The 26,240-nt window shown below is 45.5% G+C and carries 30 protein-coding genes; 23 read left to right on the top strand and 7 right to left on the bottom strand.

Annotated elements, in window-relative coordinates; genetic code table 11:
* Positions 1-4 precede the first annotated feature (4 nt).
* The 15 genes from DMO16_RS13075 to DMO16_RS25190 all read left to right on the top strand — a co-directional run bounded on the left by DMO16_RS13075 (position 5) and on the right by DMO16_RS25190 (position 12,090).
* Entirely contained in the window at positions 5-799 is a 795-nt protein-coding gene (locus tag DMO16_RS13075) for an ABC transporter permease subunit (protein WP_129477911.1), read from the top strand.
* Between the two features lie 293 nt (positions 800-1,092).
* Positions 1,093-1,326, top strand: coding sequence for a gas vesicle protein GvpJ (gene gvpJ, locus DMO16_RS13070; RefSeq protein ID WP_061974594.1), 234 nt, complete (start codon positions 1,093-1,095; stop codon positions 1,324-1,326).
* A 74-nt stretch (positions 1,327-1,400) separates the two neighbouring features.
* Positions 1,401-2,288, top strand: a complete 888-nt coding sequence (gene gvpN / locus DMO16_RS13065) for a gas vesicle protein GvpN (protein ID WP_129477908.1) — start codon at positions 1,401-1,403, stop codon at positions 2,286-2,288.
* A complete protein-coding gene (locus tag DMO16_RS13060) occupies positions 2,285-3,043 on the top strand; it encodes a GvpL/GvpF family gas vesicle protein (RefSeq protein WP_129477906.1) in 759 nt (252 codons plus the stop codon). The genes gvpN and DMO16_RS13060 overlap by 4 nt, the downstream gene beginning before the upstream one ends.
* Positions 3,040-3,270, top strand: coding sequence for a gas vesicle protein GvpG (locus DMO16_RS13055; RefSeq protein WP_061974588.1), 231 nt, complete (start codon positions 3,040-3,042; stop codon positions 3,268-3,270). Before DMO16_RS13060 ends, DMO16_RS13055 begins: the two co-directional genes overlap by 4 nt.
* Positions 3,271-3,298: 28 nt before the next feature.
* Positions 3,299-4,126 carry a GvpL/GvpF family gas vesicle protein gene (locus tag DMO16_RS13050; protein ID WP_129477904.1) on the top strand — a complete coding sequence of 276 codons (828 nt, stop codon included), beginning with the start codon at positions 3,299-3,301 and terminating at the stop codon, positions 4,124-4,126.
* Positions 4,123-4,356 (top strand): gas vesicle protein, encoded by a 234-nt coding sequence (locus tag DMO16_RS13045; protein ID WP_129477902.1) that lies wholly within the window; start codon positions 4,123-4,125, stop codon positions 4,354-4,356. The genes DMO16_RS13050 and DMO16_RS13045 overlap by 4 nt, the downstream gene beginning before the upstream one ends.
* Positions 4,334-4,597, top strand: coding sequence for a gas vesicle protein K (locus DMO16_RS13040; protein WP_240482413.1), 264 nt, complete (start codon positions 4,334-4,336; stop codon positions 4,595-4,597). Before DMO16_RS13045 ends, DMO16_RS13040 begins: the two co-directional genes overlap by 23 nt.
* 23 nt (positions 4,598-4,620) lie before the next feature.
* Entirely contained in the window at positions 4,621-4,968 is a 348-nt protein-coding gene (locus DMO16_RS13035) for a gas vesicle protein (RefSeq protein WP_129477898.1), read from the top strand.
* Between the two features lie 124 nt (positions 4,969-5,092).
* Complete coding sequence (locus DMO16_RS13030; protein ID WP_129477896.1) at positions 5,093-6,049, top strand: 3-hydroxyacyl-CoA dehydrogenase family protein; 957 nt, start codon at positions 5,093-5,095, stop codon at positions 6,047-6,049.
* Positions 6,046-6,807: an SDR family NAD(P)-dependent oxidoreductase gene (locus DMO16_RS13025; RefSeq protein ID WP_129477894.1), complete on the top strand. Its 762-nt coding sequence runs from the start codon at positions 6,046-6,048 to the stop codon at positions 6,805-6,807. Before DMO16_RS13030 ends, DMO16_RS13025 begins: the two co-directional genes overlap by 4 nt.
* 44 nt (positions 6,808-6,851) lie before the next feature.
* Positions 6,852-8,141 (top strand): histidinol dehydrogenase, encoded by a 1,290-nt coding sequence (gene hisD / locus DMO16_RS13020; protein ID WP_129477892.1) that lies wholly within the window; start codon positions 6,852-6,854, stop codon positions 8,139-8,141.
* Positions 8,142-8,181: 40 nt separating this feature from the next.
* Positions 8,182-9,183, top strand: coding sequence for a LacI family DNA-binding transcriptional regulator (locus DMO16_RS13015; RefSeq protein WP_241840565.1), 1,002 nt, complete (start codon positions 8,182-8,184; stop codon positions 9,181-9,183).
* Positions 9,184-9,211: 28 nt separating this feature from the next.
* A complete protein-coding gene (locus DMO16_RS13010; protein ID WP_061974572.1) occupies positions 9,212-10,522 on the top strand; it encodes a GntP family permease in 1,311 nt (436 codons plus the stop codon).
* A 110-nt stretch (positions 10,523-10,632) separates the two neighbouring features.
* On the top strand, positions 10,633-12,090 hold the full coding sequence (locus DMO16_RS25190) for a glycoside hydrolase family 32 protein (protein WP_129477888.1): 1,458 nt from the start codon (positions 10,633-10,635) through the stop codon (positions 12,088-12,090).
* A gap of 318 nt (positions 12,091-12,408) precedes the next feature.
* On the opposite strand, the gene DMO16_RS13000 is transcribed toward DMO16_RS25190, so the two are convergent.
* Positions 12,409-12,708 (bottom strand): nucleotide pyrophosphohydrolase, encoded by a 300-nt coding sequence (locus DMO16_RS13000; protein WP_129477886.1) that lies wholly within the window; start codon positions 12,706-12,708, stop codon positions 12,409-12,411.
* A gap of 120 nt (positions 12,709-12,828) precedes the next feature.
* Here DMO16_RS13000 and DMO16_RS12995 point away from each other — a divergent pair, with 120 nt between their 5' ends.
* From DMO16_RS12995 to fdhD, 5 genes are all read left to right on the top strand, one after another.
* Positions 12,829-14,022, top strand: coding sequence for a class I SAM-dependent rRNA methyltransferase (locus tag DMO16_RS12995; protein ID WP_425590072.1), 1,194 nt, complete (start codon positions 12,829-12,831; stop codon positions 14,020-14,022).
* A 336-nt stretch (positions 14,023-14,358) separates the two neighbouring features.
* Positions 14,359-15,630, top strand: coding sequence for an L-lactate MFS transporter (locus DMO16_RS12990; protein WP_061974566.1), 1,272 nt, complete (start codon positions 14,359-14,361; stop codon positions 15,628-15,630).
* Between the two features lie 44 nt (positions 15,631-15,674).
* Positions 15,675-16,037, top strand: coding sequence for a DUF2294 domain-containing protein (locus DMO16_RS12985; protein ID WP_061974564.1), 363 nt, complete (start codon positions 15,675-15,677; stop codon positions 16,035-16,037).
* Positions 16,038-16,237: 200 nt separating this feature from the next.
* Positions 16,238-18,595 carry an FdhF/YdeP family oxidoreductase gene (locus DMO16_RS12980; protein WP_129477882.1) on the top strand — a complete coding sequence of 786 codons (2,358 nt, stop codon included), beginning with the start codon at positions 16,238-16,240 and terminating at the stop codon, positions 18,593-18,595.
* A gap of 28 nt (positions 18,596-18,623) precedes the next feature.
* Positions 18,624-19,394 (top strand): formate dehydrogenase accessory sulfurtransferase FdhD, encoded by a 771-nt coding sequence (gene fdhD, locus DMO16_RS12975; protein ID WP_241840564.1) that lies wholly within the window; start codon positions 18,624-18,626, stop codon positions 19,392-19,394.
* Positions 19,395-19,579: 185 nt separating this feature from the next.
* On the opposite strand, the gene DMO16_RS12970 is transcribed toward fdhD, so the two are convergent.
* From DMO16_RS12970 to DMO16_RS12960, 3 genes are all read right to left on the bottom strand, one after another.
* Positions 19,580-20,797, bottom strand: coding sequence for an IS110 family transposase (locus tag DMO16_RS12970; RefSeq protein ID WP_129476419.1), 1,218 nt, complete (start codon positions 20,795-20,797; stop codon positions 19,580-19,582).
* Between the two features lie 419 nt (positions 20,798-21,216).
* On the bottom strand, positions 21,217-21,414 hold the full coding sequence (locus tag DMO16_RS24320; RefSeq protein ID WP_164988917.1) for a hypothetical protein: 198 nt from the start codon (positions 21,412-21,414) through the stop codon (positions 21,217-21,219).
* Positions 21,415-21,463: 49 nt separating this feature from the next.
* On the bottom strand, positions 21,464-21,880 hold the full coding sequence (locus DMO16_RS12960; RefSeq protein ID WP_061974554.1) for a ferritin-like domain-containing protein: 417 nt from the start codon (positions 21,878-21,880) through the stop codon (positions 21,464-21,466).
* 275 nt (positions 21,881-22,155) lie between these two features.
* Between DMO16_RS12960 and DMO16_RS12955 the strand changes: the two genes are divergently transcribed.
* Positions 22,156-23,088 carry an aldo/keto reductase gene (locus tag DMO16_RS12955; protein WP_129477876.1) on the top strand — a complete coding sequence of 311 codons (933 nt, stop codon included), beginning with the start codon at positions 22,156-22,158 and terminating at the stop codon, positions 23,086-23,088.
* Between the two features lie 92 nt (positions 23,089-23,180).
* Complete coding sequence (locus tag DMO16_RS12950) at positions 23,181-23,411, top strand: excisionase family DNA-binding protein (protein ID WP_061974550.1); 231 nt, start codon at positions 23,181-23,183, stop codon at positions 23,409-23,411.
* A gap of 51 nt (positions 23,412-23,462) precedes the next feature.
* Here DMO16_RS12950 and DMO16_RS12945 read toward each other — a convergent pair whose 3' ends face one another.
* From DMO16_RS12945 to cidR, 3 genes are all read right to left on the bottom strand, one after another.
* The gene (locus DMO16_RS12945; protein WP_241840563.1) at positions 23,463-23,861 is read right to left on the bottom strand and encodes a hypothetical protein; all 399 of its coding nucleotides are present in this window, start codon (positions 23,859-23,861) and stop codon (positions 23,463-23,465) included.
* Positions 23,834-24,367 (bottom strand): acyl-CoA thioesterase, encoded by a 534-nt coding sequence (locus tag DMO16_RS12940; RefSeq protein WP_164988916.1) that lies wholly within the window; start codon positions 24,365-24,367, stop codon positions 23,834-23,836. The genes DMO16_RS12945 and DMO16_RS12940 overlap by 28 nt, the downstream gene beginning before the upstream one ends.
* Positions 24,368-24,602: 235 nt before the next feature.
* Positions 24,603-25,490 (bottom strand): cidABC operon transcriptional activator CidR, encoded by an 888-nt coding sequence (gene cidR, locus DMO16_RS12935; protein WP_129477872.1) that lies wholly within the window; start codon positions 25,488-25,490, stop codon positions 24,603-24,605.
* A gap of 77 nt (positions 25,491-25,567) precedes the next feature.
* Here cidR and DMO16_RS12930 point away from each other — a divergent pair, with 77 nt between their 5' ends.
* Positions 25,568-26,236 (top strand): hypothetical protein, encoded by a 669-nt coding sequence (locus tag DMO16_RS12930; RefSeq protein ID WP_241840562.1) that lies wholly within the window; start codon positions 25,568-25,570, stop codon positions 26,234-26,236.
* The last annotated feature ends 4 nt before the right edge of the window (positions 26,237-26,240 follow it).

Genomic DNA, 26,240 nt, shown 5'->3' with positions numbered 1-26,240 from the left:
AACGGTGAACATCTTTTGGAGAGAGTTGAGGAATAGTCGGAAATCCATGATCTGGTGGATGGTTGGCCTTCTTTTTATGGTTGTGTCCGGAATGAGCAAGTATGACACGATGAAAAGCACAGGCCAAACTGTGAACGAGATCTTTGGAGCGATGCCGAAATCGCTGCAGGCCATTTTTGGATTGAGCTCGCTGGATTTAACCACCATCACAGGGTATTTTGGAATGCTGTTTTCCTATCTGGTTCTTATGGCTGCCATTCATGCTGCACTGCTTGGCTCCACGATGATAGCAAAAGAAGAGCGGGATAAAACGTCTGAATTTCTAATGGTCAAACCGGTATCCCGAACGAGGATTGTTGCTTCCAAGCTTGCGGCTTCTCTCATTCTGCTTTTCCTTTTTAATCTTGTGACATACGGTTTATCGGTCGGGATGGTGAATTACTACGAACCTTCAGCAGACTTAAGTGGGATTAGAAGATTGATGACAGGTATGTTAATCCTGCAGCTGATTTTTCTGTCAGTGGGAATGGCAGTGGCTGCCGTCTGCCACCGTCCCAAAATGACAGTATCCATAGCCACAGGCCTTCTTATCATCACATATATTTTATCGGTAGCGATTGAACTGAACGACAAGCTGGATGCCCTTCGCTACCTCACGCCTTTTAAATATTTCGAAGCTAAAAAGCTTATGGGCAATACAGGATTTGAAGGGGTGTATATCGGGCTGTCCGCCGTTATCATTCTGGGCACTCTCATCCTGACGTTTATGGCTTACCAAAAGAGAGATTTGAAGATATAAAAATAGATAATATTTGTGAAAAAACAGCTGAAAGGTTGTTTTTTTCTGTCTTTCCGAAACAACGAATTTACTGTCCGCTCTCACCTTGGCACAACGCTTTTATTATAAAATCTTTCAATCTCGTAAACGTTTGTCCAATCCTCCTAAATCTAGCAAACATATACTATTTTACTTCGTACTATACGGAGGAAGCTGGTTGCTGTGGCAAGGGGTTTGCCGTCACCAGAAGCAAAAATACAGAATAAGCTAAAGAAATTCCCCTTGATTCTCGACCGATGAAAGGAGGGGATTGCATGGCTGCCATTCAAAAAAGTGTAGACTCTTCCAGCTTAGCAGAGGTTATCGACCGTATTTTGGATAAAGGTGTGGTTATTGATCTATGGGCCCGGGTTTCCTTGGTTGGAATCGAGCTGCTAACGATTGATGCCCGTATTGTCATTGCGAGTGTCGATACCTGGCTTCGGTATGCTGAAGCAGTAGGCCTTCTTCAACCAAAGGAAGAAGACAGTGAGCCTGCACCACTTTAATACAGACTCGGAAAAGCCAAGGCTGTTTTGCGCCTTGGTTTTTTTAATCGATCAATGAAAGGAAGCGATGAGGAATGACAAATCAACAGGATGAATTTCTCGCTGTCCCTTTTTACCATCCGCTTGTGTCCAGATCCCTCTTGTATTTACAGACAGGTTTTCCTGTTCATTTTACCGGACCATCAGGGGTAGGCAAGACCAGTCTTGCCTTTTATATTGCCAAACAGCTGGACAGGCCGGTAACAGTGATAAGGGGACATCACGAGCTCAGCAACAAGGATCTGATCGGCCACTATATGGGTGTAAGCAAAAAGGAAGTAATCGACAACTATGTCCACTCTGTTTATAAGAAGGAACAGGAAGTCAGACCTTTGTGGATGCAGGGGCAGCTGGTTGAGGCGGTTAAAAAGGGACATGTGGTAATTTACGATGAATTTACACGTTCGCGCCCGGAAACGAATAATATATTTTTATCTCTTCTGGAGGAGAGGGTTCTCCCTGTTTATGGAAACGGAAAAGTTACCGCCATTCCATGCCATCCGGACTTTTGCATGATATTCACAAGCAACCCGGAGGAATATGCAGGAACGTTTCATACACAGGACGCATTGATTGACCGCTTGATTAACATCAGTCTGGATCTTTGTGACGAACAAACAGAAATGGCTATTATCCGAAAGAAAACAGGTATTACTGAAAAAGAAGCAGGATTGATTGTTCATTTTGTTAACCGGCTGCGAGCCTACGGCAACGGCAGCAGTCCCAGTATGAGGGCAGCCTTCATGATTGCTTCTATAGCCGAAAAAGCGTCTATTAAAATTCATCCAAAAAACCATCTGTATCAGCAGCTTTGTCTCGATGTACTGACCCATCATGTTCAGCCTTTTTTCCCCGATGAAGAGGAAGAAACGGTGCAGGAACTGATCCTGCAGGAATTGCAGAGAGAGGATGAACCGAAGTGAGCACGGAAAAAGGAATTTATGTTTTTTGTGCGATAACGGAAAAAGAAAAGAAGTCATTTGGCCAGGCAGAGTTTAATGGCAGAAAATCCGGAGTCTACACCATCCATCTGGATACGATCGCCATGGTGGTATGCAAGGTGGATGGGGAGGTGCTTCCCGGCCGTCAAAACCTGTTGACCCATCAGAATGTCATATCAGAAGTCATGAAACAGTACAGCCTGATTCCCATGAGTTTTGGCAATGTGTTTCATTCCGAGAAGGATGTCCTTCTCATTACCAAACACCTGAAAAAAGATTTTACCGAACTGTTCTCCCATCTTGAGAATAAAATTGAAGTCGGCTTAAAGGTCATCCCGAAAAAGGAATGGATCGACGATGAAATGAAAAAAGATCCAGTTTTGCTCGAGTGGAAGAATACGTCACAGGATTTAGAGGCACCTTCTGCTTTCTATGATCGTATTCAGATGGGGGAACGGGCACAATTGTTTATCCTCCAGCTTCAGGAACAGGTGGAAAAGGAAATTTACCTTCCGCTCTTAGGGCTCACTGCTGCCGGGAAGCAGAATGACACGATTCCGGGAAAAGTGTTTTTGAATGCGGCCTTCTTAATTGATCGCAACAGTGAAGCGGAGTTCGACGAGAGAGTTAACGAAATTTATGAAGTATGGAAAGATAAAGCGGATTTTAAATACACAGGTCCATGGCCGGCGTATAACTTTGTAAATATACGGCTGAGAATTGAGGGATCATCATGATTCATAAACTCTTTACTCTTCCCATTCGCTCCATTATCAAGCTGGGAGAGAAGATCCAGCAGGAAGTGGATGAGGAGCTGTACAGTATCCCGCATCTCCAGCAGGAGCTGATACAGCTTCATACGATGTTTGAAATGGAGCAAATCGATGAAGAGTCCTATTTGGCCAGGGAGCAGGAATTGCTGGATCGGTACAGGATCGCCAAAGAACGTGAAAAGCAGAATTAAAACACTGCCGGGGTGAGGAGGAGAAGGCATGGCCCAAACAGCAACAACCTTTCTCTATGTGTATGGTATTTGTGCAGCAACAGATATAGGTGAAACGGAAAAGCCGGAATTAAGAGGAATCGGCGGCCTGCCTGTAATAATCAGCATGTACAATGATTTAGCTGCGGTCCTGACGGAAGTGGACGGGGAAGTGTTTTGTCAGGAACAGATCGACCGGCAGGTGAAGGACGCCGCTTGGCTGAAGAAGCAGGCCTTTCATCATCATGAGACCGTTGCCTTCTTTCAACTCCAGTTCCCGCTATTGCCGATGTCGTTCTGCACGATCTTTGAACAGGACAACAAGCTGCAAACCTTACTTACGAACCAGCATGATGATATCTTGCGAAAACTAGACTATTTGAGAGGGAAAGAGGAATGGAATATCAAGATGTTCTGCAGCCCTGAACTCTTGAGAGATTTTGTTCAGCATAAAAATCCATCCGTGGTATCGTTGGAACAGGAAATGGGGGCCATGCCCAAAGGGAAGCAATTTCTAATGAAAAAGAAGCTCGCCATGCTGGTCGAGACCGAATTAGAACGGGAGAAAAACGAACTCTGGCTTCAAGCAATCACCCGGCTGGAACCCATGATGACTGCACAGCTTCTGCGGCAAAACTGGGGAAGAGATATGACGGATGTAACTGAAGAGATGGTTGCAAATTGCGATGTCCTGATAAAAAAAGAGGATGATGATAAATTTTTTAAAGCCATTGAAAGCATTGAGGAAGATATGAAGGAAAAAGGCTGTCTTTTTCATGTGACCGGCCCCTGGCCGCCGTATCATTTCTCCAAACTGGAAAAGGATAACGCGCAATGAAGCAATTTTCCCCTTTTGAAAATAAAGAAGTGACATTGCTGGATCTTCTTGATGGCATCATTGACACGGGAGTGGTCATCCGAGGTGAAATTTTAATCTCGATTGCAGATATTGATTTGATCATCGTAGATCTGAAGCTTCTTATTTCTTCCATAGAAAGTGCCTTTGAAAACAGCAGCCGTAAAATCATCGAGGAGGCGGTGGATCGTGGAACGCTTATCTCTGGATAAATCGGATGTAGAACAGGGATTGGCCAAACTGGTGCTCACTATAATAGAGCTTTTGCGCCAGCTGATGGAAAGGCAGGCCATGCGAAAAGTGGAGAACGATTCGCTGTCGGATGACCAACTCGAGGAGCTTGGTCTGACGCTCATGAGGCTGGAAGAAAAAATGCTGGAGCTTAAAGTGATTTTCGGACTTGAGCATGAAGATCTTAACATCGAGCTGGGACCGCTTGGAAAGCTGCTATAACATAAGGACAGGAGAGAAAAGCCATGCCCGTTCAACAGCCTGTACAATCTAGTAATCTGCTTGAAATATTGGAAAAGATACTCGACAAGGGAGTGGTCATTGCCGGTGATATTAAAATATCGCTTGCCGATGTTGACCTGCTGACCATTAAAATTCGCCTGCTGGTTGCCTCTGTTGATAAAGCAAAAGAGATTGGAATGGACTGGTGGGAAAAGGATCCTTATTATTCTTCCAAAGGGCTTATGGCTGCCGAGGAAAGAGCCCAGCTGGAGGAACGGATCAACCGTCTGGAGCAATTGGCAGAAGATAAGGAAAAAGCTTCTGAATTACCAGAAGGTCCGGAATCAGATAAAAAAGAGGAGAAAGAATAATGGACACATGGTGTTCATTATTCTTTTTTTATAAGTAAAAGCGTTTACATTTCTTGCTGATTCCTTTAAAATAAATTTTGCATACGTATTCAAAAACAAGATTATTCAGAAAGTTGGTGATTACGTGGAAAGATTAACGGTACTTGGCTGTGGTACGATGGGGCATTCCATTGCATTAAATGCCGCATGGGCGGGAATGGATGTGACCCTGCAGGGAATCGATGAACAAAACTGTGAGGCAGGCTGGAAAAGCCTTGTGAGGAAGCTGGATGTTTTGGAGGACCATGGCTTGTTCAGTGGTTCAGAAGCTCAGCAAATCAGAGGCCGCATTACCATGTCCATCTCTATCGAAGAGGCAGTCAAAGGTGCAACCTTTGTCATTGAAGCCGTCCCGGAAAATCTTGAATTAAAAAAATCAGTGTTTACCAGACTGGATGGTTTATGTGGTGAACATGTTATCCTTGCGAGCAACACTTCCGGCTTAAGTCCAACTTCGATTGCTTCAGAAGTGCGTCTGCCAGAGAGGGTTGTCGTTACTCATTTTTGGAATCCGGCTCACTTGATTCCTCTTGTTGAGGTGGTGCGCGGAGAGAAGACAAACGATGATACGGTGAAACGCAGCTTTGATCTTTTACATCAGATGAAGAAGAAACCGATTGAAGTCAAAAAAGAATTGCCAGGCTTTATTGGCAACCGGCTCCAATATGCGTTGTTCCGCGAAGCGCAGTATCTCCTGGAAACGGGTGCTGCATCCAAAGAAGATATAGATGCGGCAGTCACTTACAGTATTGGCCGCAGGCTCCCGGTTACCGGTCCCCTGCAGTCAGCAGACCTTGGTGGTTTGGATGTGTTTTCTTCGATCTCCGACTATTTGTTCAGCGATTTGTCTTCTGCCGAAGAATCGCTTCCTGTTTTAAAGGAACTGGTGAAGAAGGAAAAGCTCGGCGAGAAAACGGGGGAAGGTTTTTACAAGTGGGATGAGTCGTTTTCAGTGGAGATTCAACTGAAACGTGAAAAAGAACTGATCCGTTACTTGAAGGAAGATCTGGCGGCTGATCATGTGATGGGAGGCAAATCATGAAATACTTTCCGGATCTTGAAGGCAAAGCGGTCCTTGTGACCGGAGGCGGAAAAGGGATTGGAAGGGAGATTGCGCTGGCTTTTGCCGAGCATGGAGCGAACGTCGTAATCGTGGGACGTAATGAAAGGGATTTGGCTGAAACCACACAAGCAATGAAACAGCATCAAACTCAATGCGGCTATATTACTGGTGATTTAAGTGCGGTGGATGAAGTCCAGCGGGTGGTTGATTATGCAGCTGCAGAACTGGGAACGATTGATATCCTGATCAACAATGCTGGCATAAATATCGCCAAACCGGCGCTTGAGGTCACCGAGGAGGACTGGGACCGTATTTTGGATATTAACCTTAAGGGTGCATTCTTTTGCAGTCAGGCGGCAGCAAAAATCATGGTACCCAAAAAAGCGGGAAAAATTGTGAACATTGCCTCCCAAATGGCTTTTGTCGGGTATTTCAACCGTGCAGCCTATTGTGCGAGCAAGGGGGGTATGGTGCAGATGACAAAAGCGCTGGCTGTAGAATGGGCACAGCATAAAATCAATGTTAATGCGGTTGCTCCAACGTTTATCGAAACAGAGATGACCGGAAAAATGTTTAAGGATGAAGCCTTCAAGGCAGATGTGCTTCGCCGGATTCCGCTTGGAGAACTGGCGGAACCTTCGGATATATCAAACGCTGCACTATATCTTTCATCAAACGTCTCAAAGTTTGTGACAGGAGAAACGATCAAAGTGGATGGCGGCTGGACAGCCATATAATTTTTTGCATACGTATTCAAAAATGAAAAAGGAGAGAAAATACCATGGCATACTTTTTAAAAGAAGGAAAATCCAATCAGGAAGTACAAGAAGCGGATTCCAAAGTAAGGGACGCCGTAAGCTCAGTTATAAAAAATGTGGAAGAAAATGGAGATAAGGCGGTTCGTGAGCTTTCCGAGAAGTTTGACAAGTGGTCACCGGAATCCTTCCGCTTAAGTGAACAGGAAATTCAGGATATCGTAAACAGTGTGCCTTTCCAGGTGATTGAGGATATTAAATTCGCACAAGCACAAATCCGGAATTTTGCCCGAAAACAAAAGGAATCACTTCAGGATCTTGAAGTGGAAACACTCCCTGGCGTTGTGCTCGGTCACAAGAACATTCCGGTAAACAGCGTGGGATGCTACATTCCAGGCGGACGTTATCCAATGGTTGCTTCTTCTCACATGAGTGTTCTTACTGCAAAAGTGGCAGGCGTCAAACGAGTGATTGCCTGCACACCTCCAATTAAAGGAGAGATTCCTGCAGCAACTGTGGCAGCGATGCATTTGGCAGGAGCAGATGAAATCTATCTTCTGGGTGGCATCCAAGCGATGGCTGCAATGGCGATCGGTACGGAAACCATTGAACCGGTGGATATGATTGTAGGACCGGGTAACGCATTTGTAGCTGAAGCGAAACGCCAGCTGTTCGGAAGAGTGGGTATCGACTTGTTCGCCGGACCAACAGAAACACTTGTTATTGCGGACGAAACAGCGGATGCAGAAATGATCGCGACCGATATGCTTGGACAGGCTGAACATGGACCAACATCTCCAAGCGCTTTGATTACGACGTCTGAAACATTGGCCAGAGAAACACTGGAGGAAGTAGAACGCCAGCTGCAAGTTCTCCCAACAGCCGATATTGCCAGTGTATCCTGGAATGATTATGGTTCTGTCATCGTGGTGGACTCTGTTGAAGAAGCGGTTGTTGAAGCGGATAAATTGGCGTACGAGCATGTTGAAGTGCTAACAGAAGACCCGAGCTACTTTTTAGAGAACATGACTAACTTTGGGGCGCTCTTCCTTGGCAAAGAAACCAATGTGGCTTACGGGGACAAAGTGATCGGCACCAACCACACATTGCCTACCAAAAAGGCGGCGCGCTATACCGGCGGCTTGTGGGTAGGGAAGTTCCTCAAGACATGCACGTATCAGCGGGTGGCACCTGAAGCGAGTGCAGAGATCGGGGAATACGCATCCCGCCTTTGTGAGCTGGAAGGATTCATGGGTCACAAAGCGCAGGCAGATCTGCGTGTAAAACGCTATGGCAAAGATAAGGCAAAAATCTGATATAATCTTTTCTGTCTAGATCGGCAGGAGGAATACTATTTTGAATAAAAAAGTGACAGCGATGGATGTCGCCCGGTTGGCAGGAGTCTCCCAATCGAGCGTCTCCAGAGCGTTTAGTAAAAATGCGAGCATTTCAATTAAAAAAAGAAAATTGATCCTGGATGCAGCTGAAAAGCTGGGGTATCAGCCCAATGCGATCGCCAGAGGGCTGATTACCAATCAATCAAGAATTATTGGCATTGTTATGCGTGATGTGCAAAATCCTTTCTATCCTGAGGTGCTTGAGAAATTTTACAGCAGGCTGTCGGGAGAAGGGTATCAGATCATGTTTATCAATTCCCAGAATGATGAGATCCAGGAACATGAAGTGAGCCAGCTGATTGAGTATAGTGTGGAAGGCGTGATTATCACTGATGCGCTTTTAACCTCAGCGGCGGTTCAAAAACTCAATCGAAATGGCATTTCTGTTGTGCTGTTTAACCGCTATATTAGCGATTCTATGAGTAATGCCGTTATCTGCAACAACTTTTCCGCAGGTCAGAAGATCGGCCAATACCTTTTGGATACCGGCCACCTGCAGCTGGGTTTCATCTCCGGGCCGGCCAATACGTCCACATCCCTGGACAGGAGCAGGGGGTTCATGGATACACTGCAAAAGCAGGGAATAGAATCGATCCCGATGGAGGACGGCGCCTTCACATATCAGGGCGGGTTTGCTGCTGCGAAAAAATTAATGAAGCATCATGAGAAAATGGATGCGTTATTCTGCGCGAACGATATTATGGCATTTGGTGCCATTGATTATTTGACTACTGCCGGATACCGGATCCCTGAAGATATCTCGGTCATTGGATTTGATAATGTGACAATGGCGGACTGGTCATCATATGCCTTGACCACCTGGAAGCAGCCGGTGGATGAAATGATTCAACAGGCGGTAAAACTGATGCTGGACGATATTAGCGGACAGCAGGAGAAACCCGAAATGAATTTTGTGGATGGATGCCTCATAGAACGTGCTTCGGTTAAAGACAGACGCTGACAGGCCAAGTCTTTACAGGAGGAAAGTTATGCTGAGTATGATTGGTTTGATTGGCGGGCTTGCGCTGTTGATTCTGCTTACCATGATTGGAATGAACTTGTTGGTTGCAGGGCCGCTATCTGCATTTATTGTAGCGATTACGAGCGGGTTGCCGCTTTTCCCGCAGCTTGCAGACAAAAATGAACCAGATTTTGTGACGAACTATATGGGTGGGTTTACTGGATTTATCGCGTCCTGGTACTTTATGTTTTTAATCGGCGCCATTTTCGGCAAGCTGATGGAAGACAGCGGGGCCGCGGACAGCATCTCCAAATGGGTGACCGACCGGATTGGTGTGAAGAAGGCGGCGCTTGCTGTTGTTATTGCCTGCGCGGTGCTCACATACGGCGGAGTTAGTCTCTTTGTTGTTGCCTTTTCCGTGTATCCCATGGCATTAAGCCTTTTTAAAGAAGCAGACCTGCCGAGGCGGTTTATCCCTGCTGCTCTCGGATTTGGCTCAACGACGTTTACCATGACCAGTGCGGGTTCGCCGGAAATTCAAAACTGGATTCCCATTGAGTTTTTGGGTACGACACCTTATGCTGGCTGGGAAGTGAGCTTGGTTGTCGCCGTTTTTATGATGATTTTTGGTTACTGGTGGCTGAAAAAAATGATTAAAAAAGCCATCTCACGGGGAGAAAGATTCGAATCCCGGGAGACTGATTCAACTCAAGTGCGGGAGAAGCTGCCCAATCCTTATCTGAGCTGCATCCCTTTGCTTATTGTACTGGGTATTTCATTTTCGTTTCACAAGTCTCTTGCCCAGTCCGCATTAATTATTGCACTGCTGGGAGGATGTATTTCGGTTTATCTTATTAATCGAAAGTACTTTATCGATTTTTCGAAAGCGATTACAGAAGGGACGATTGGCGCAATTATTGCGATTGCCAATACTGCGGCAGTTGTTGGTTTTGGAGGTGTAGCCAAGGCCACCCCTGCATTTTCACATGCAGTGGATGCAATGACGAATATCCCGGGAAGTCCGCTTATTGGCGGGGCAATAGCGGTTTGTATTATCGCTGGTCTTACAGGATCTTCATCCGGAGGACAGAGCATCGCCCTGCCTCTTTTGGCCCCTCATTATCTCGACATGGGTGTCAATCCTGACGCACTTCACCGGGTTGCCGCCATTTCATCAGGATCTTTGGACTCCCTTCCTCAAGGGGGGTATGTGGTCACGACAATCAGGGCGATTGCCGGTGAGAAACATAAGGACGCCTACCCGGCTTTTGGCGCTTTGACGGTTGTTGTTCCCCTGCTTGGAGTAATATTGGCAGTTGTGTTATTTATGATTTTTTAACAGATAAAGGTCTCTTACATGAGGCCTTTTTCTTTTTAATAAAAAAATGGTGGAAAGGTATTGTAAGATAAGGGAAAGCATACATACCATAAAAAAACGGAGGTTTTTTCATGTACAACCATCCTTACCGGCCGCAGTTTCATTTTTCGCCAAAGGAAAAGTGGATGAACGATCCGAACGGTCTTGTTTATTACGATGGGGAATATCATTTGTTTTATCAGTACCATCCGGAAAGCACGGTGTGGGGTCCGATGCACTGGGGCCATGCGGTGAGCCCGGACCTTATCCACTGGGAAGAGCTTCCCGTGGCGTTGTATCCGGATGAACTTGGCATGATTTTTTCCGGGTGTGCCGTTGTTGACCGTGACAATACGAGCGGATTAAAAGAGGGAGAAGAGGATGTCCTGGTAGCCTTTTACACCCAGCACGAGGAAAACAACGAGAAACAAAGCCTGGCCTACAGCCATGACAGGGGGCGGACTTGGATTAAATATGACCAGAACCCGGTTATCGCTAATCCCGGTATGAAGGACTTTCGAGATCCGAAAGTCTTTTGGAGCCAGGAAAATGCCAAATGGATCATGTGCCTGGCAGCGGGTGACGAGATCCAATTTTACGAGTCATCCAATCTGATTAACTGGGAGTACCTGTCGTCGTTTGGAAATGATTTTGGTGCTCATGGAGGAGTTTGGGAATGCCCGGATCTGTTTCAACTGAAGGTGGATGGAACTGACACGAAAAAGTGGGTGCTGATCGTGAGCATCAATCCCGGCGGGCCAAATGGCGGATCGGCAACACAGTATTTTGTCGGCGAGTTTGACGGCAAAGCTTTTCACCCGGATGAGGGACCGGCCGATATTCGCTGGGCGGATGGCGGAAAGGATTTTTATGCGGCAGTTTCCTGGAGCAACACGGAAGTAGAGCGAAAAATCTGGATTGGCTGGATGAGTAACTGGCAGTACGCCAATGAAGTGCCTACCGATCCGTGGCGAAGCGCGATGTCCTTGCCGAGGGAGCTTGGATTGAAAATGACCGAGAGCGGCTGGTGCCTGACTCAAAAAGTCGTTAAAGAGTTTGACAATATAAAGGAAGAAAAGCTGAACACGTATGAAAATGTGGTCGTGAAAGATGAGCAGCCGTTTGTGTTTCCAAGCAAGGACGAGCTGTTTGAATTAAAGCTGAAACCGAAAAATATAGCTCCTGATACGAAGGAATGGGGCATTGTTCTTCGAAAAGGGGAAAAAACTGAAACATGTGTAACCTACAGCCGGGTAAACCGGCAGTGGAGTGTGGACCGCCGCAGAAGCGGAGCGATTGATTTTTCCGAGCATTTTCCGAGCCTGGATGCAGCGGTGGCCACCCGCCAGCACACCGATCACCACGTCCAGCTGATTTTGGACACCTGTTCGCTGGAACTGTTTGCGGGTGATGGGGAGTTGATGATGACAGAGCTTCTCTTTCCGTTTGATGAAGACTTTACCATGCAGGTCTATTCCGTTGGCGGAGAGGTGGCCTTTGAAGAAGTGAAGCTTACCCGCTTGAAATCCATTTGGAATCCAAAAGCATAAGTTAAAAGGGGCTGTCCTGAAAGTCAAAAATTGACCTTCAGACATCCCATTTTTGAGTAAAAAATCTTCAATGAAAAGTTGATTGAAGTCCGAGGGTGCGAGATCCTCGAAAATGAACACCACATTTTCTTCGTGCGATGTTTCGCTGCCGAAGCGTTCCTTGTCCTGCGGGAGCTAGCGTGACAGGTGAGACTCCCGCAGGCGCTTGCGGCAAGAGGCTCACCGCACGCCCCGCGGAAAGCGAGCGGCCTGGAACGAAAATCAACGGCTTCCAGACTTCTTGGATAGCCCGTTATTGTTTTTGTGAAAATGATGTACTTAATCCTGTTTCACCGGATACTTCACCGCATTTTTCTTCATCTTGTCTCGAATGATCTGTTCTACATCCAGATTAAGCTTGTCTGCGTGCTGCAGGGAATAAATCATAACGTCAGCAAGCTCTTCCTTAATGTTTTCCAGGTTTTCATCGACGGCTTCCTGGCTCTCTTTCCATTGGAAATTCTCGAGAAGTTCAGAAGCCTCCAGCGTAATGGAGAGAGCAAGGTCTTTGGCATGATGGTATGGTCCCCAGTTTCGCTCGTCCCGAAATTTCCGTATTTCTTCAATTAAATGGTCCATGGCAAAATGAACTCTCCTTTATGTATTAATGATTTCTTTTAGGATAAGTATTATAATGACAGAATGTGATAAAGAAATATAGAATCACCATAAAATTTGTGCATGGATTGGGTGAATGGATTGAGTATAAACGCTCGTTTGAAAATAAAATCTTCCGATAAGGGGATCAAAGGCGGATCACCGCTGATTCACAGCAACGCCGTGTCTTATGTTGATGCGGGTCTTGCTGAAGGCACGATTATTGAAGTCGTGGATGAAAAGGGCAAGTTTATCGGAAAAGGATACTACGGGAAGCAGAATAAAGGGCTGGGATGGATTTTAACCCGAAATGCTGACGAAAAAATCAATCAGTCTTTTTTTGAAAAGAAGATAAAAGCAGCGGTCGAGAGCCGGCAAAGGTTCTTTGACGATCCAAGCACTACGGCTTTTCGTGTGTTTAACGGAGAAGGAGACGGGATCGGCGGCCTGACGATCGATTATTTCGACGGTTTCTATGTAATCAACTGGTACAGCGATGGCATCTATCAATTTAAAGAAGAGGTTCTTCAATCGTTAAAGAAGGTGGACGACTATAAAGGCGTTTATGAAAAGAAGCGGTTTGCCGAAAAGGGATCATACATTGAAGACGATGATTTTGTCGCAGGAGAGCGAGCACAGTTTCCGTTGATCGTGCAGGAAAATGGCATTCATTTTGCGACCTATTTAAACGAAAGTGCTATGGTGGGTGTGTTCCTTGATCAGCGGGACGTCAGGAAGGTGATCAGGGATAAGTACGCCAATGGCAAAAAAGTACTGAACACCTTCTCTTACACGGGTGCCTTTTCTGTAGCAGCGGCTTTGGGCGGAGCAGAGAAAACAACGAGCGTGGATTTGGCCAACCGAAGCCGAAGCAAAACACAAGAACAGTTCAGCATCAACGGACTGGATTATGACGCGCACGACATTATTGTGGAGGACGTCTTCCACTATTTTAAATATGCCGTCAGGAAAAAGCTTCTGTTTGATCTGGTCATCCTGGATCCGCCAAGCTTTGCACGCTCAAAAAAGCATACATTCAGTGCCGGGAAGGATTATCCGGCGCTACTTGAACAGGCCATTGCGATTACCGAAAAAAATGGTGTGATCGTCGCTTCTTCCAACTGCAGTACATTTGATATGAAGAAGTTTAAAGGTTTCATTGAAAAAGCGTTCCGTCAAACCGGAGGAAAGTATAAGATTTTGGAAGAGCATACCCTGCCGGAAGACTTCAAGACCATCAAAGAGTTCAAAGAAGGAGATTACCTGAAGGTCGTCATTCTGAAAAAATTATCATAAAGAAGAGCATCTGCCGGGGATGGCAGGTGCTTTTTCAAAAAGAATCCTGTTAAAAAATGAAAGCGAGCTACTTGACGGGCTTGCTCGTTTACATTACTCTTAAGAAGAGAAATTTGAATATTTTGTGAACAGAATTCAAAAGGTCTTCTGGCAAGGAACAGCGAACCTGTCACCTGTTTAAAAGGACTTTTGAAAGCGTTTTAAAAATCGGTTAGGGATACCATAGCGAACCTGTGATTCTGCTGCCGCTGCATTCTTCGATCTTATAGTGGATGGAAACTATAAGGAGAGTTTGTGGCGGCTTTTTAATTTTACATAAAAGGGAGAGGATTAGGAATGAGCAAGGTTAAAAACCGCTGGCTGATTGCGCTTTCGGGAGTGGGCATTCACATCTCGATCGGATCAGTGTATGCATGGAGCAATTTTACCAATCCATTAATGGAAAAGTTCAACTGGAGTGCGAGTGAAGTTCAATTGACCTTCAGTCTGGCCATTCTGTTTCTTGGACTGTCCGCTGCCTTTTTGGGGCATTTTGTTGAAAAATACGGGCCAAGGAAATCGGGATTGCTTGCTGCGGTATTCTTTGGAGCAGGTGTGGCGGGTTCCGGTTTTGCCGTGCAAATGGGGTCACTGCCTTTATTGTATGTTTTTTATGGCATGCTTGGGGGGATCGGGCTTGGGGTCGGCTATATCGCTCCTGTTTCCACACTCGTCAAATGGTTCCCTGACCGGCGCGGGCTGGCGACGGGCCTTGCCATCATGGGCTTTGGCTTTGCTGCCGCCATCAGCTCTCCGGTCATGGACAGCCTGATCAAATCGGTCGGTATCGCCAATACGTTTTACATATTGGGAATCTCTTATTTTGTTGTTATGCTGGCGTCCTCTCTCTATCTGGAAAAACCTGCAGAGGGCTGGCTGCCTAAGGGCTTTCAGGAAAAGGTGGACAGCGGGAAAACAATCATACGAAAGGACTTGTCCCAACTCACCGCCAATCAGGCTGTGAAGACCAAACGCTTCTATTATCTATGGCTCATGCTGTTCATCAATGTAACTTGCGGAATCGCTATTCTGTCAGCGGCCAAACCTCTCGCCCAGGAAAGTATTGGCCTGTCGACGGCAGAAGCGGCAGCGCTTGTCGGTGTACTCGGCCTTTTTAATGGATTTGGCCGGATTGGCTGGGCTTCGGTTTCGGATTACATCGGAAGAACAAACACGTATACGACGTTTTTTGCGCTTCAAACGGTACTGTTTTTCCTGCTTCCAAACATCACAACAGCCATTGTTTTTCAGATTATGCTCGCCATCATCTATACGTGCTATGGCGGAGGGTTTGCTTCGATTCCTGCCTACATCGGCGATCTTTTTGGAACCAAACAACTTGGCGCGATTCATGGGTACATTTTAACCGCCTGGGCCGCGGCAGGTCTTGCCGGACCTCTGTTTGCCGCATGGGTAAAGGATACAACCGGAAGTTATGCTGAAAGCCTGACCTTCTTTGCGGCCCTGTTTATCGTCGCTTTGGTTGTCACTTTCCTCGCCCGGCTGGATATCCGCCGTCTCGAGAAGGAAAATGCTTCGGGTCAACAGTTGCAAGCCCAGAATTTCTGATTTATACTTTTTATAGCAGAATGTATAAAAAAAGGTTGTCGTTTATGAATAATTATGAAGCAGAGTTTAGTAATCTGGTAAGAGCTTTTCGTAAGCGCCACATGGGCAAGGGCCCCCGGCAAATCAAAACGACCTTTTGCAAAAACTGGGCGATTTGCGAGATGGAAGGCAATCTTTCTCCAGTCGAAAAGTTCATTTCAGGATACAGTGAGGGCAAGCAGATGCTGCGCTCCGCACGAACCGAAATGGTGAAGGACATGTACAAAAAGAACCATCCGGTTGAAATGGAAGAATTGCTGGGAGCTAAGTTTGTGGATCTTTTTGTAGATATCGATATTGAAAAGGACTTTGGAATGTCGATTTTTGTTTTTGATGAAAACCTGGAAGAAAAACTAACTAAAAAGTAAAAGCCCTTAGTGTTGGCACTTGGCAGCGATCCTGTTAAAGACTACCACCGCGGTTTCCGATTGTTTGAACACAATCGGGCTCCCGGTGGTTTTTGTTTTGTTCAAGCACTTAGCAACCTTTGGTGTTCTTGAAAGAAACATCGTCTATTACCAACGTTAATGTAGTAATCAAATAGAAAAGGGAAAAGGGGCAGAAAATCATGGGAAAAACGAAGCATCAAGGACCAATCAAGCTACCCAAAACACCAGATCCGAAAAACTGGGTCAGCCCTGTACCGTTCGGCTTGGGCAAAATAAAACCCGGGCACATCCGCGATACGGTGAAGGTGGCCTGGGAAAACCGGGATAACCTGTCTTATGCGGGCAAAATATTGACCCAAGGGGTGTGTGACGGATGTGCTCTTGGCGTTTCGGGTCTGTATGATCAAACGCTCGCAGGTCCGCATGTGTGCACGACACGACTGAATGTGCTCCGCTTGAACACAATGCCGGCCATGAAAAAAGAGATACTTCATGCGGACGTTGATGAGCTTCGCAAGTATTCCAGCGCGGAACTGAGAAGGCTGGGCCGCATTCCATATCCGTTGATCCGTCGGAGGGGTGAGCGTAAGTTTTCCCGTCTGACATGGGATGATGCCCTGAACCTGATTGCGGACAAAATGAAGACGCTTGATCCCAAGCAGGTCTCGTTCTTTCTGACGTCACGGGGTATCACGAACGAATCTTACTATGTGGCTGCCAAAGTGGCCCGGTACCTTGGTGTGAACAACATTGATAATGCTTCGCGCATTTGCCATTCTCCGTCCAAAACAGCGCTGAAGCGGTCCATTGGTGTAGGGGCCTCGACTTGCAACTACCAGGATTGGATTGGATCCGATGTTATCGTGTTCTGGGGATCGGTCGCCGCAAATAACCAGCCGGTTTCCACCAAATATATGTATGCTGCCAAACGAAAAGGAACAAAGATCATTTGCATTAACCCATACCGGGAGCCCTCCATGGAAAAATACTGGATTCCGTCCATTGCCGAGTCTGCGCTTTTTGGCACAAAGCTGGCAGATGATTTTTACCAGGTTAATATCGGGGGAGATATCGCCTTCATGCATGGCATCATGAAGCATTGGTTTGAAATGGAGGCGAAACAGCTCGGATCCGCGATCGACCATTCGTTTGTGAAAAAGCATGTCAACAACTATGAGGAGTTAAAGGCGAAGGTCCAGCAGCAAGGCTGGGGAGAAATTGAAGCCTCATCCGGAGTGAGCAAAGAGCGCATTCACGAGCTTGCAATGCTCCTCGCCAAAAGTAAATCCGGCGTGTTTGTCTGGTCACTTGGTTTAACCATGCATACCTTTGCGTCCGACAACATCTCCCAAGTAGCGAACCTGGCGTTGCTGCGCGGATTTCTGGGCCGCAAACATTGCGGGTTGATGCCGATTCGCGGTCATTCCAGTGTTCAGGGAAGCGGTGAGATGGGGGCCGATCCATTCGTGCTGCCCGGCGGTGATTTTGAACCGAACAACATCGAACGCATTGAAAAACTGTGGGGCTTTACTATTCCGAAATGGCAGGGAGACGTTCTTGGCGTGTCACTTGAAAACATTTTATTGCCCGAGGACCATGAACGGAAAATTAAAATGTACTATCTGTCGGGAGGCAACTTCCTTGAAACGATGCCTGATCCCGATTTTGTCGAGCGGGCTTTATCTTCGCTTGAATTTCGGGTGCATCAGGATATCATCTATAATACGTCCACACTGGTGGATGCGAAGGAAGCCGTCATTGTGCTCCCGGCCAAAACTCGATATGAACAGGAAGACGGGGGAACCTCAACTTCCACTGAACGCATGGTGTACTTTTCGCCTGAAATTAAAGGAAACCAGCAGCAGGTGGAGGAAGCACGTGCCGAGTGGAAAATCTACGTGGATCTGGCCAAGCGGGTGAAACCACAGCGATCTCATCTGATTAATTTTAAAAGCGGACAGCAAATACGGGAAGAGATTGCCCTGGCCAATCCCAATTATGATGGCATCCAGCATTTAAAAGAACGGGGAGACGTATTTCAGTGGGGCGGTGCCTGGCTTTGCGAGGATGGAATCTGTCCTACACCCGATGGTAAAGGAAATTTGATCCTGGTTGATATACCGGATTTGAAAAAGGGTAAAGATACGTATTATGTGACCACGAGAAGAGGAAAACAGTTCAATTCGATGGTCTATCATGAAAGTGATCCGTTCAACGGAGCGGGAAGATATGATGTCCTCATGAACGGAAATGATGCGAAGGAATTGTCCATTCATGAAGGAGAAACTATTGTGGTGTATAATCAGCATGGTGTCTTCCAGGGCCGTGCGAAATTTATCGATATTGCAAGAGGGAATCTGGAGGTTCATTTTCCAGAAGGGAACTTTCTTCTTCCGAAAGGCGTATATGAGAAATACGCCAAGATTCCAAGCTATAATGTAGCAGTCAAGGTAGAAAAAGCGGAGCGTTTTAATGCTCGCAAGGATATTAAATACCTGGAAAAGCCGATCCCGGACCAGGAAACGGAGATCAGCTAAAAAGGAGAAGTATATGATAGACAACGTCATGAAGAACATAAGCATCATCAAGTACAATGATGGCTCATTCCATGAGACAGAAGATACGGTGGCAACAGAATATGCACTGACCATCCATGTAAATGGAGAGGAATTTGCAACCATGGTCTGTACACCAACTTATCTAGAGGACCTTGTCACCGGTTTTCTTGCATCAGAAGGGGTGATTCGTTTTCCGAGAGAAATCGAATCGCTGTCCATTGATGAAGACCGCGGGTTTGCCTATGTGCAGCTGGTGAACAAGGCGCCAGTGACCAATCAGCTGCAGTCGAAACGGTTTATCGGATCATGCTGCGGAAAAAGCCGGCAGTTCTATTTTCAGAGCGATGTGAAAAATGCCAAAACGATCGTAACCAAATCAACGATTGAAGTGGAGCAATGCATCAAGCTGATGAAAGCGATGCAGGAATCCTCCGATGATTTTCACTCAACAGGCGGGCTGCATAACGCTGCGCTTTGTACAAATGAGGAGCTGTTGATTTCCCGGTCGGATATTGGCCGTCACAATGCGCTTGATAAAATTTACGGTTACTGCCTTGAAAACAAGATTACACTTTCCGATAAAGTGATTGCCTTCAGTGGCCGGATCTCTTCGGAAGTTTTACTGAAGGTTTCTAAAATCGGTGCCGGCATTATTTTGTCTAAATCTGCACCCACCACGCTGGCGCTGGAGCTCGCGAATGATCTCGGGATTACCGCCGTCGGATTTATCCGCGGCACCCGGCTCAATGTGTACACCCATCCTGAACGGATAAAATGAAAAAGGGAGCTGTCCTGAAAGTCAAAAATTGACCTTCAGGCAGCTCCTTTTCTTACGATTAGTCAATAGTTTTTTAGGGAGTCATTAAGCCTTCGGTATTGTCACTTTATTTAAGGCATTCTAAATACCCCTAGTTGTAGCTGTTTTTTAAACTAGGGGAGAATTATGATATAATAGTCAAAACATTACTTACCAGCTGCTATCTGGTAATCGTAATGCAAATTGTGTGTAATAAGGTGGAATAGGCATTTCAATAACTTATTCACACACGCGATGGACGCGACTTTATGACGTTTGTTATAAGGTTGCGTTTTTAGTTTGTCGTAGTAATCTACAAAATGGTTATCCCCAAAACGCCTCTGTTTAATCATATTTTGAATGGTAAGATACAGGATCTTTCGTAAATGTTTGTTCCCTCGCCTATTGATTTTATCTTTATACAAGATGGTGCCGGATTGAAAACGCCGAATATCAATACCGGCATAAGCGTTCAGTTGTTTGTTGGTTTTAAAACGGTGAATGTCACCAATTTCAGCGATTAAACGCACAGCTGTGTTGGTCCCAATGCCAGGAAAACTCATTAACACTTGATAATCTTTTCGTTCTTGTGAAAGGTCTGCCATCTGCTTAATCACTTCTTCACGTTGTCGCAGAATAGCCAAACAGCGTTTGGCATAGTACTTTAACTGCTCGCATCTTATATCATCTTCATCTACAGCTGGATAAGAATACTCAGCGATTTCTAGAAGTTGTATGGCTTTCTTCTCTGCCGTTTTGGGGGCAAGCTTTTTACTGGTATTGGCAAGCAACCGATTTCGAATGACCGTTTTCGATCGTTGCTTTACACAATCCGGATGAGGAAACAGTTGTAAGATGTTCAAAAACAACTCCGATTTTCCCGTAAATAGTGTTTCTATCTCTGGAAAAGTAAGCTGAAGCAGGGTATGTATACGACTTCTGACCAATTTTAATTCCTGATCCAGTTCATGATAATAACGGGAAAGAGAGCGCATTTGATCATAATAATCGTCTTGTGCGATTTTATTTTTTCTGTCCGAGGTAAAATGAGTTTGAGCGAGCCGATGGGCATCGCTTTTATCCGTCTTATGCATTCGCATAGAAGCCGTTTGAAGTTTAGATTCGAGAGGATTTAATAAGCAATAAGGAAAACCATGATCGTTCATAAATCGCTCTAATTGGCGGGAGTAAACTCCTGTGGCTTCAAAGACAATTTCTGGTGTATGTCCATCCTGCTGAACAAGTGCGACAATGCGCTGATACAGTTTCTCAAAATGAATCTTATTATGTAGTATTTCTCCTTCAAAAACACAACACCTCGAGGTGTTGTAAATCACCATATAACTTTTTCCCATACTTACGTCAAAAGCAATAATACTCATCATTACGTTCCTCCCTCAAAACGATTGCAGAAGTCCTCACCTATCCCTATCGATTCCATTTTCTTTTACACGATCTCAACGGATCCAACATACTGAAACTGATTCATATAAGGACGGTGAAGTTGGTCTGTTTTGCGTGCGAACTTAAAGTTCCGGGGCTGCCTCGACCTATTCTTCACCTCTACAAAAAAATAGTAGCACAAACCATGGCCGTGGTTTGTGCTACTAATCTTAGTATGTTTTGCGTAAAAAGCTTCCAGGAAAGTTGATTGTAGTGGAAGGTGCGAGACTCCTGCGGGACTAGCGTGACAGGTGAGACTCCCGCAGGCGCTTGCGCCAAGAGGCTCACCGCACGCCCCGCGGAAAGCGAGCGGCCTGAAACGGAAATCAACGGCTTCCAGACTTGTTGGATAGCACCTTTTTTATGCCGTGATATATTTAATCATTTGTTTGATAGCACCCAAATGGTAGGCTGAATGCGCAAGACATTCCAGAGCTTCATCTGCATAGGTTTCATCCCGGGGAAGGGTGGAGTCAAGGGTCTGCAGTAACCGTGTGTATTCCTCTTTTAATTCTTTTTGGATGTCCTTCCACCGGTCCTCATCAACGGAAGCGATCATCCAGCTCTGTTTGCAATCCTTTGAACAAAAAAAGGGGGCTCCCCCCTTTTTACTGCCCTCCTGTTAACAGGTATAAAAACCAGACTGCGTGGTTCTGTTCATCCATGGCGATCCGCTTGAACACTTCTTTTATATAATTATTGCTTGCCTGATCGGAAATCTTAAGATAAAAATCAACCGTTTCCTGTTCGTCTTTAAAGCCAGTCTTCAACCCTTCCCGATAATTGGTTGGACAAGCCTCTGTCTGTTTTGGTGTAAACGTCCTTCCCGTCAGCTGTGTATAAATGGCACTTATAACCTGATAGTGGTTGACTTCATCCTGCCGGATTTCCTGGATAGTCTTTTTACCTTCTGGATTAGGCGCCAGCAGCGACGTTTTCTCATAACAGATGATCGCACTGTATTCTCCGTTCAAGGCCTTTTCCAGATTGGCAATTTCTTGAGCATCTCGATTCCAGTTATACATAGAGCCATACCCCTTCCACTTTACTAACTCCTTTATCCTATGTATTTTTTGGGTGGGTGGTTCCTCAAAAAAAGGGCTCTTTTCTTATGGATTGTTGCCTTTGAATAAGTACTCGGTTATCTTCTTGACACGTTAATTGGAGTGTTTGCCCCATGATATTTATTCTTTTAAAAAATATATTACATTTTCAATTGAGCTGATTTTTTTCATTCGAACAGGTCTTTTGCTACGATTACAAGGAGTACAAACTTATTTTAGAAGGAGTTGAGCAATACATGGCACAGCAAACGAAACTTGGGAAAACAGACTTATTGGTGAACCCGATTGGACTGGGTACGAATGCCGTTGGAGGACACAACCTGTATCCAAATCTGGATGAACAGGCAGGCAAGGATCTGGTAAATCGGGCATTGGAGATTGGTATCAATTTTTTAGATACCGCCTTTATTTATGGACCTGAGCGTTCGGAGGAATTGGTCGGGGAAGTCATAAAAGAAACAGGCAGCCGTGATAAAGCCGTGATCGCAACCAAAGGTGCGCACAAGTTTGTTGGTAAAGACGTCGTGTTCGACAACTCGCCAGCCTTCTTAAAAGATGCGGTGGAAGGAAGCTTAAAACGGCTTCAAACGGATTATATTGATTTGTTCTATATTCATTTTCCTGATGAAAATACACCAAAGGATGAAGCAGTCGGCGCATTAAAAGAACTGAAAGACCAGGGAAAAATCCGTGCCATCGGAGTTTCGAACTTTTCCATGGAACAGCTGAAGCAGGCAAACAAGGACGGTTATGTTGATGTGTTCCAAGGAGAGTACAACCTATTGCAGCGCGATGCGGAAAAGGAATTGCTTCCGTATCTAGAGGATAAAGGAATCTCCTTTGTTCCTTACTTCCCGCTTGCCTCCGGACTTCTTGCCGGTAAATACAGCAAAGACACGAAGTTTGATGACCTGCGCAAGGACATGCCTCATTTTAAGGGGGAGAACTTTATCAGAAACCTGGAGAAAGTGGACCAGCTTCGCGGGATTGCCGAAGCCAAGGGGGCGGAAGTGGCTCACGTTGTTCTCGCATGGTATCTTAAACAGCCGGCAATCGACTCCATCATTCCAGGCGCAAAACGCGCCGATCAGGTCAGCAACAACCTGAAAACATTGGATGTTCAGCTCAGCGATCAGGAAGTTCAGGAAATCAGCAGGATCTTTTCTTAATTTCTTTAGCTCTTGAAGAAAACTCCGAATGGGTGGATAATGTGATGGATATGGTGCTGTAGACAATACTAAGCACCTGGAAAAGGTGAATCATGTATCTGACTCTAAAGGAAACGGCGGAATTTCTGGATCTGCCTGAAACGTATATTGAGAATTTGATTCAACAGAAGAAAATTCGTGCCTTTCATGACGGCAATGAATATCTCATCAATAAGGAACAGTTTAATACCCATCTTGAACAGATGGAAAAGTACAAAAAGCTTGTTGAGGAGTATATGAATGAACCAATCCCGGAAGATTGGGACGCGAAGGACGAAGATTAAGGTAAACGAAAAAAGAAGCAGATGATCGCCTGGATCGTCTGCTTCTTTCTTTTAGTTGATAATGGCTGAAGTTCCCATTAGAGATTCGGGAGACCGTCCAATCGCCAGCAAACTGATTTTTGCATAACCGGCATTATTGAACTTGCTGATCATTTTGCGAAGGGTATCAATGTTTTCGTCTGCAGTAAGCTTTTCGAGCTCACTTTTATAAAGACGAACAACAGATTCCTGACAAAATTCAGGAGCGTATCGGCGGCAATCTTCGTTCATGATCAATGTACCCATGTATTGATATTTAAATTGAAGCGCACGGGTCAAATTGATAATATGCACCCATTTTTCATACAAATCAGGGAACGAACGTTCAATGTTTTCAAGTTCTTCTTTCGCTTCTTTTAACTCATTATGGCTGACAAGGGTAATCAAACTAATGCACCTTCTTGTTGCCAAGGCTTACGCAATGAAATAACCTCGGCTAATTCTTTGCTGCGTGCTCTGCGGACTTTACGCATTTCGGCACGGTCTGCGGCTGTTTCAAACAAGAATTTTTCTTCTTCTGTTTCAGGGATGACTGCAGGTACTTCAACCGGGCGTTTGTCTTCTCCCAAAGCAACGAAGGTTAAGAATGCTGTAGCTGCAATTCTTCGTTCTCCTGTAAGAATATCTTCAGCAATAACCTTACAGAAGATTTCCATTGAGCTTTTTCCTGTGTAGGATACGAATGATTCGATACAAACAGAATCCGTTTGATGAATCGGATGCAAAAAGTCGATGGAGTCGGTTGATGCTGTAACACAGGTTTTCACACGGGCATGGCGGCGAGCAGAAAGTGATGCAGCAGCATCGAGCTTTTTCATAAGTACTCCGCCGAACAATGTATTATAGTTATTCAAATCACCAGCTAATACCTGGTCTGTATTAATAATGCGGCTTTCGCTTGTTTTTTTTGCGTTCAAAACAATCATTTCCTTTCATGATTAACGTATCTCGGCTAAAGGGACGCTGTTGTTTTCTTGCGTTTCCCTCTTACAGTTTCCTAGTGTACGCCTCCAAGAAAAGGAAGTAAAATTGTTATTTTTTATCGTTTGCATAGATGGGCTCTATGTAAATGCTTTCAGATATAAAGAATGGGCATAGAAAAATCTTGGCAAAAGGCGGCAATCCACTACAGAGAAAACCGCCTTTTATTGATTACTCAAGCTCCGCGAGCTGTTCTTTGGCGTAATTGAGCCACTCTTTGGCGGCAAACGATAAGTATTGGTCTTTGTTCCAAATAAGGGCTAAATGCCAGCTTATTGTAGGATTGACCACTTTAATGACCCGGACTTCATCGTTCAGATGGCGGCAAATGCTTTCGGGTAACAGAGAAACGCCAAGCTTGCAGATGACCATTTCTTCGATAAACGACCATTGCGAGCTTTCGGAGGTGATATGCGGATTGAATCCCGCCTGGTTACATGATGATATGATCCGGTCATGAAGCACGAAGTCCTTGTTGAACAAAATAAAGGGCTCCTCGCTGAGCTCGCTCAAATAAATTTCATCACGGTCTGCCAGCTCGTGGTCCGGATGGATGATCAGTCTCAGGTCTTCCTCTTTAAACGCAAAGTGCTGAAAGAGTTCATTGTTGGTAGGAAGCACAATAACGCCAATATCGAGCTGATGGTTGGCAACATCCTCTTCGATTCGTTTTGATCCATCCTCCACAAGCTCGAACGTAATATTCGGATACTGATCATGAAAACTGCCGATCAATTTGGGGAAGAGTCTTGGATCCAGAATCGGAGGCAGACCGATGCGAATGTGTCCCTTTTTTAACCCGAGGAGGTTATCGAGTTCCATTTCCAGATTATTAACCGCTTTATCCACGAGTACAGCTTGTTCAAAAATCGTCCGGCCGGCATCCGTCAGGGTCAGCCCTTTTCGGGATCGGTCAAAAAGAACGACACCGAGCTCATCTTCCAGGTTTTTAATCATTTTGCTGATCGTAGGCTGAGTGATAAAAAGAGCGTCAGCTGCCCGGGTAAAGCTATTGTATTTTGCCACTTCTATAAAGTACTGTAGTTGTTTAATATCCACGAATGCACCTGCTTGAGTTTTTTTGTAGTGTAACACGATCGAGAATAAAAACCAAAACCGGGCCTTTCTCATACAATGTGTTAGGAAATCAGGCGAAGGCAGGGATAGCCATGTACAGAGAGCGGCAGGTCGTCGATATGAAAAAGGGGAATGTCATCGGTGACAACTCCATCGATACCATTTATATTACTGCTGAAAAAACACCGGACAGTCCGTTTTGGGTCAATATCATGATAGTTGTGCAGGATGGAAGGACCAATCAGTATACACAAATACCACTCAAGCAAAACCAAGGATACAATCCCACGCTTTTTCTTGGTGACTTTACTGGAGACAGGGTGGAAGACATCATGGTGGTAATGGATACAGGTGGAAGCGGCGGCATGCTACATGCCTATGTTTTTGCCTATAGAGGCAGCCAGTTCAGGCCGTTGTTTGATTCTGATGTCTTTAATGACCTCTTCAAATACCGGGTCTTTTACCTCGACTACTACAAAGCTCAGGTAAACAGCTACACCACGAACCAGAAATTTATTATTGATCTAACCACCAGGGGCAGGCAGTACTTGTCAGAGATTTATTATCCCAATGGCAAGTTGAAAAAACCATCCAAGGATTTGTTTCCGGACTTTCAGGTCTTTACCCGGTCGACTTTGACCGCAATGGCACCTGCGAATTACTGGCTTACCAGAACATCGCCGGCCAGTATAACGCCGACCGGCTCGGTTATGTGCAGACCACAATGAAATG

This window comes from Fictibacillus sp. S7 (assembly GCF_004127935.1).
Lineage (GTDB): Bacteria > Bacillota > Bacilli > Bacillales > Fictibacillaceae > Fictibacillus_C > Fictibacillus_C enclensis.
This window is presented reverse-complemented; position numbering and strand designations above follow the sequence as displayed.

What these genes read in the sequence shown, in the direction of transcription:
- gvpJ (WP_061974594.1), top strand. Translation starts at nt 1,093, where the DNA reads ATGGCTGCCATTCAAAAAAGTGTAGACTCTTCCAGCTTAGCAGAGGTT.
- gvpN (WP_129477908.1), top strand. Translation starts at nt 1,401, where the DNA reads ATGACAAATCAACAGGATGAATTTCTCGCTGTCCCTTTTTACCATCCG.
- DMO16_RS13055 (WP_061974588.1), top strand. Translation starts at nt 3,040, where the DNA reads ATGATTCATAAACTCTTTACTCTTCCCATTCGCTCCATTATCAAGCTG.
- DMO16_RS13050 (WP_129477904.1), top strand. Translation starts at nt 3,299, where the DNA reads ATGGCCCAAACAGCAACAACCTTTCTCTATGTGTATGGTATTTGTGCA.
- DMO16_RS13045 (WP_129477902.1), top strand. Translation starts at nt 4,123, where the DNA reads ATGAAGCAATTTTCCCCTTTTGAAAATAAAGAAGTGACATTGCTGGAT.
- DMO16_RS13035 (WP_129477898.1), top strand. Translation starts at nt 4,621, where the DNA reads ATGCCCGTTCAACAGCCTGTACAATCTAGTAATCTGCTTGAAATATTG.
- DMO16_RS13025 (WP_129477894.1), top strand. Translation starts at nt 6,046, where the DNA reads ATGAAATACTTTCCGGATCTTGAAGGCAAAGCGGTCCTTGTGACCGGA.
- hisD (WP_129477892.1), top strand. Translation starts at nt 6,852, where the DNA reads ATGGCATACTTTTTAAAAGAAGGAAAATCCAATCAGGAAGTACAAGAA.
- DMO16_RS13010 (WP_061974572.1), top strand. Translation starts at nt 9,212, where the DNA reads ATGCTGAGTATGATTGGTTTGATTGGCGGGCTTGCGCTGTTGATTCTG.
- DMO16_RS25190 (WP_129477888.1), top strand. Translation starts at nt 10,633, where the DNA reads ATGTACAACCATCCTTACCGGCCGCAGTTTCATTTTTCGCCAAAGGAA.
- DMO16_RS13000 (WP_129477886.1), bottom strand. Translation starts at nt 12,708, where the DNA reads ATGGACCATTTAATTGAAGAAATACGGAAATTTCGGGACGAGCGAAAC.
- DMO16_RS12990 (WP_061974566.1), top strand. Translation starts at nt 14,359, where the DNA reads ATGAGCAAGGTTAAAAACCGCTGGCTGATTGCGCTTTCGGGAGTGGGC.
- DMO16_RS12985 (WP_061974564.1), top strand. Translation starts at nt 15,675, where the DNA reads ATGAATAATTATGAAGCAGAGTTTAGTAATCTGGTAAGAGCTTTTCGT.
- DMO16_RS12980 (WP_129477882.1), top strand. Translation starts at nt 16,238, where the DNA reads ATGGGAAAAACGAAGCATCAAGGACCAATCAAGCTACCCAAAACACCA.
- fdhD (WP_241840564.1), top strand. Translation starts at nt 18,624, where the DNA reads ATGAAGAACATAAGCATCATCAAGTACAATGATGGCTCATTCCATGAG.
- DMO16_RS12970 (WP_129476419.1), bottom strand. Translation starts at nt 20,797, where the DNA reads ATGATGAGTATTATTGCTTTTGACGTAAGTATGGGAAAAAGTTATATG.
- DMO16_RS24320 (WP_164988917.1), bottom strand. Translation starts at nt 21,414, where the DNA reads ATGATCGCTTCCGTTGATGAGGACCGGTGGAAGGACATCCAAAAAGAA.
- DMO16_RS12960 (WP_061974554.1), bottom strand. Translation starts at nt 21,880, where the DNA reads ATGTATAACTGGAATCGAGATGCTCAAGAAATTGCCAATCTGGAAAAG.
- DMO16_RS12955 (WP_129477876.1), top strand. Translation starts at nt 22,156, where the DNA reads ATGGCACAGCAAACGAAACTTGGGAAAACAGACTTATTGGTGAACCCG.
- DMO16_RS12950 (WP_061974550.1), top strand. Translation starts at nt 23,181, where the DNA reads ATGTATCTGACTCTAAAGGAAACGGCGGAATTTCTGGATCTGCCTGAA.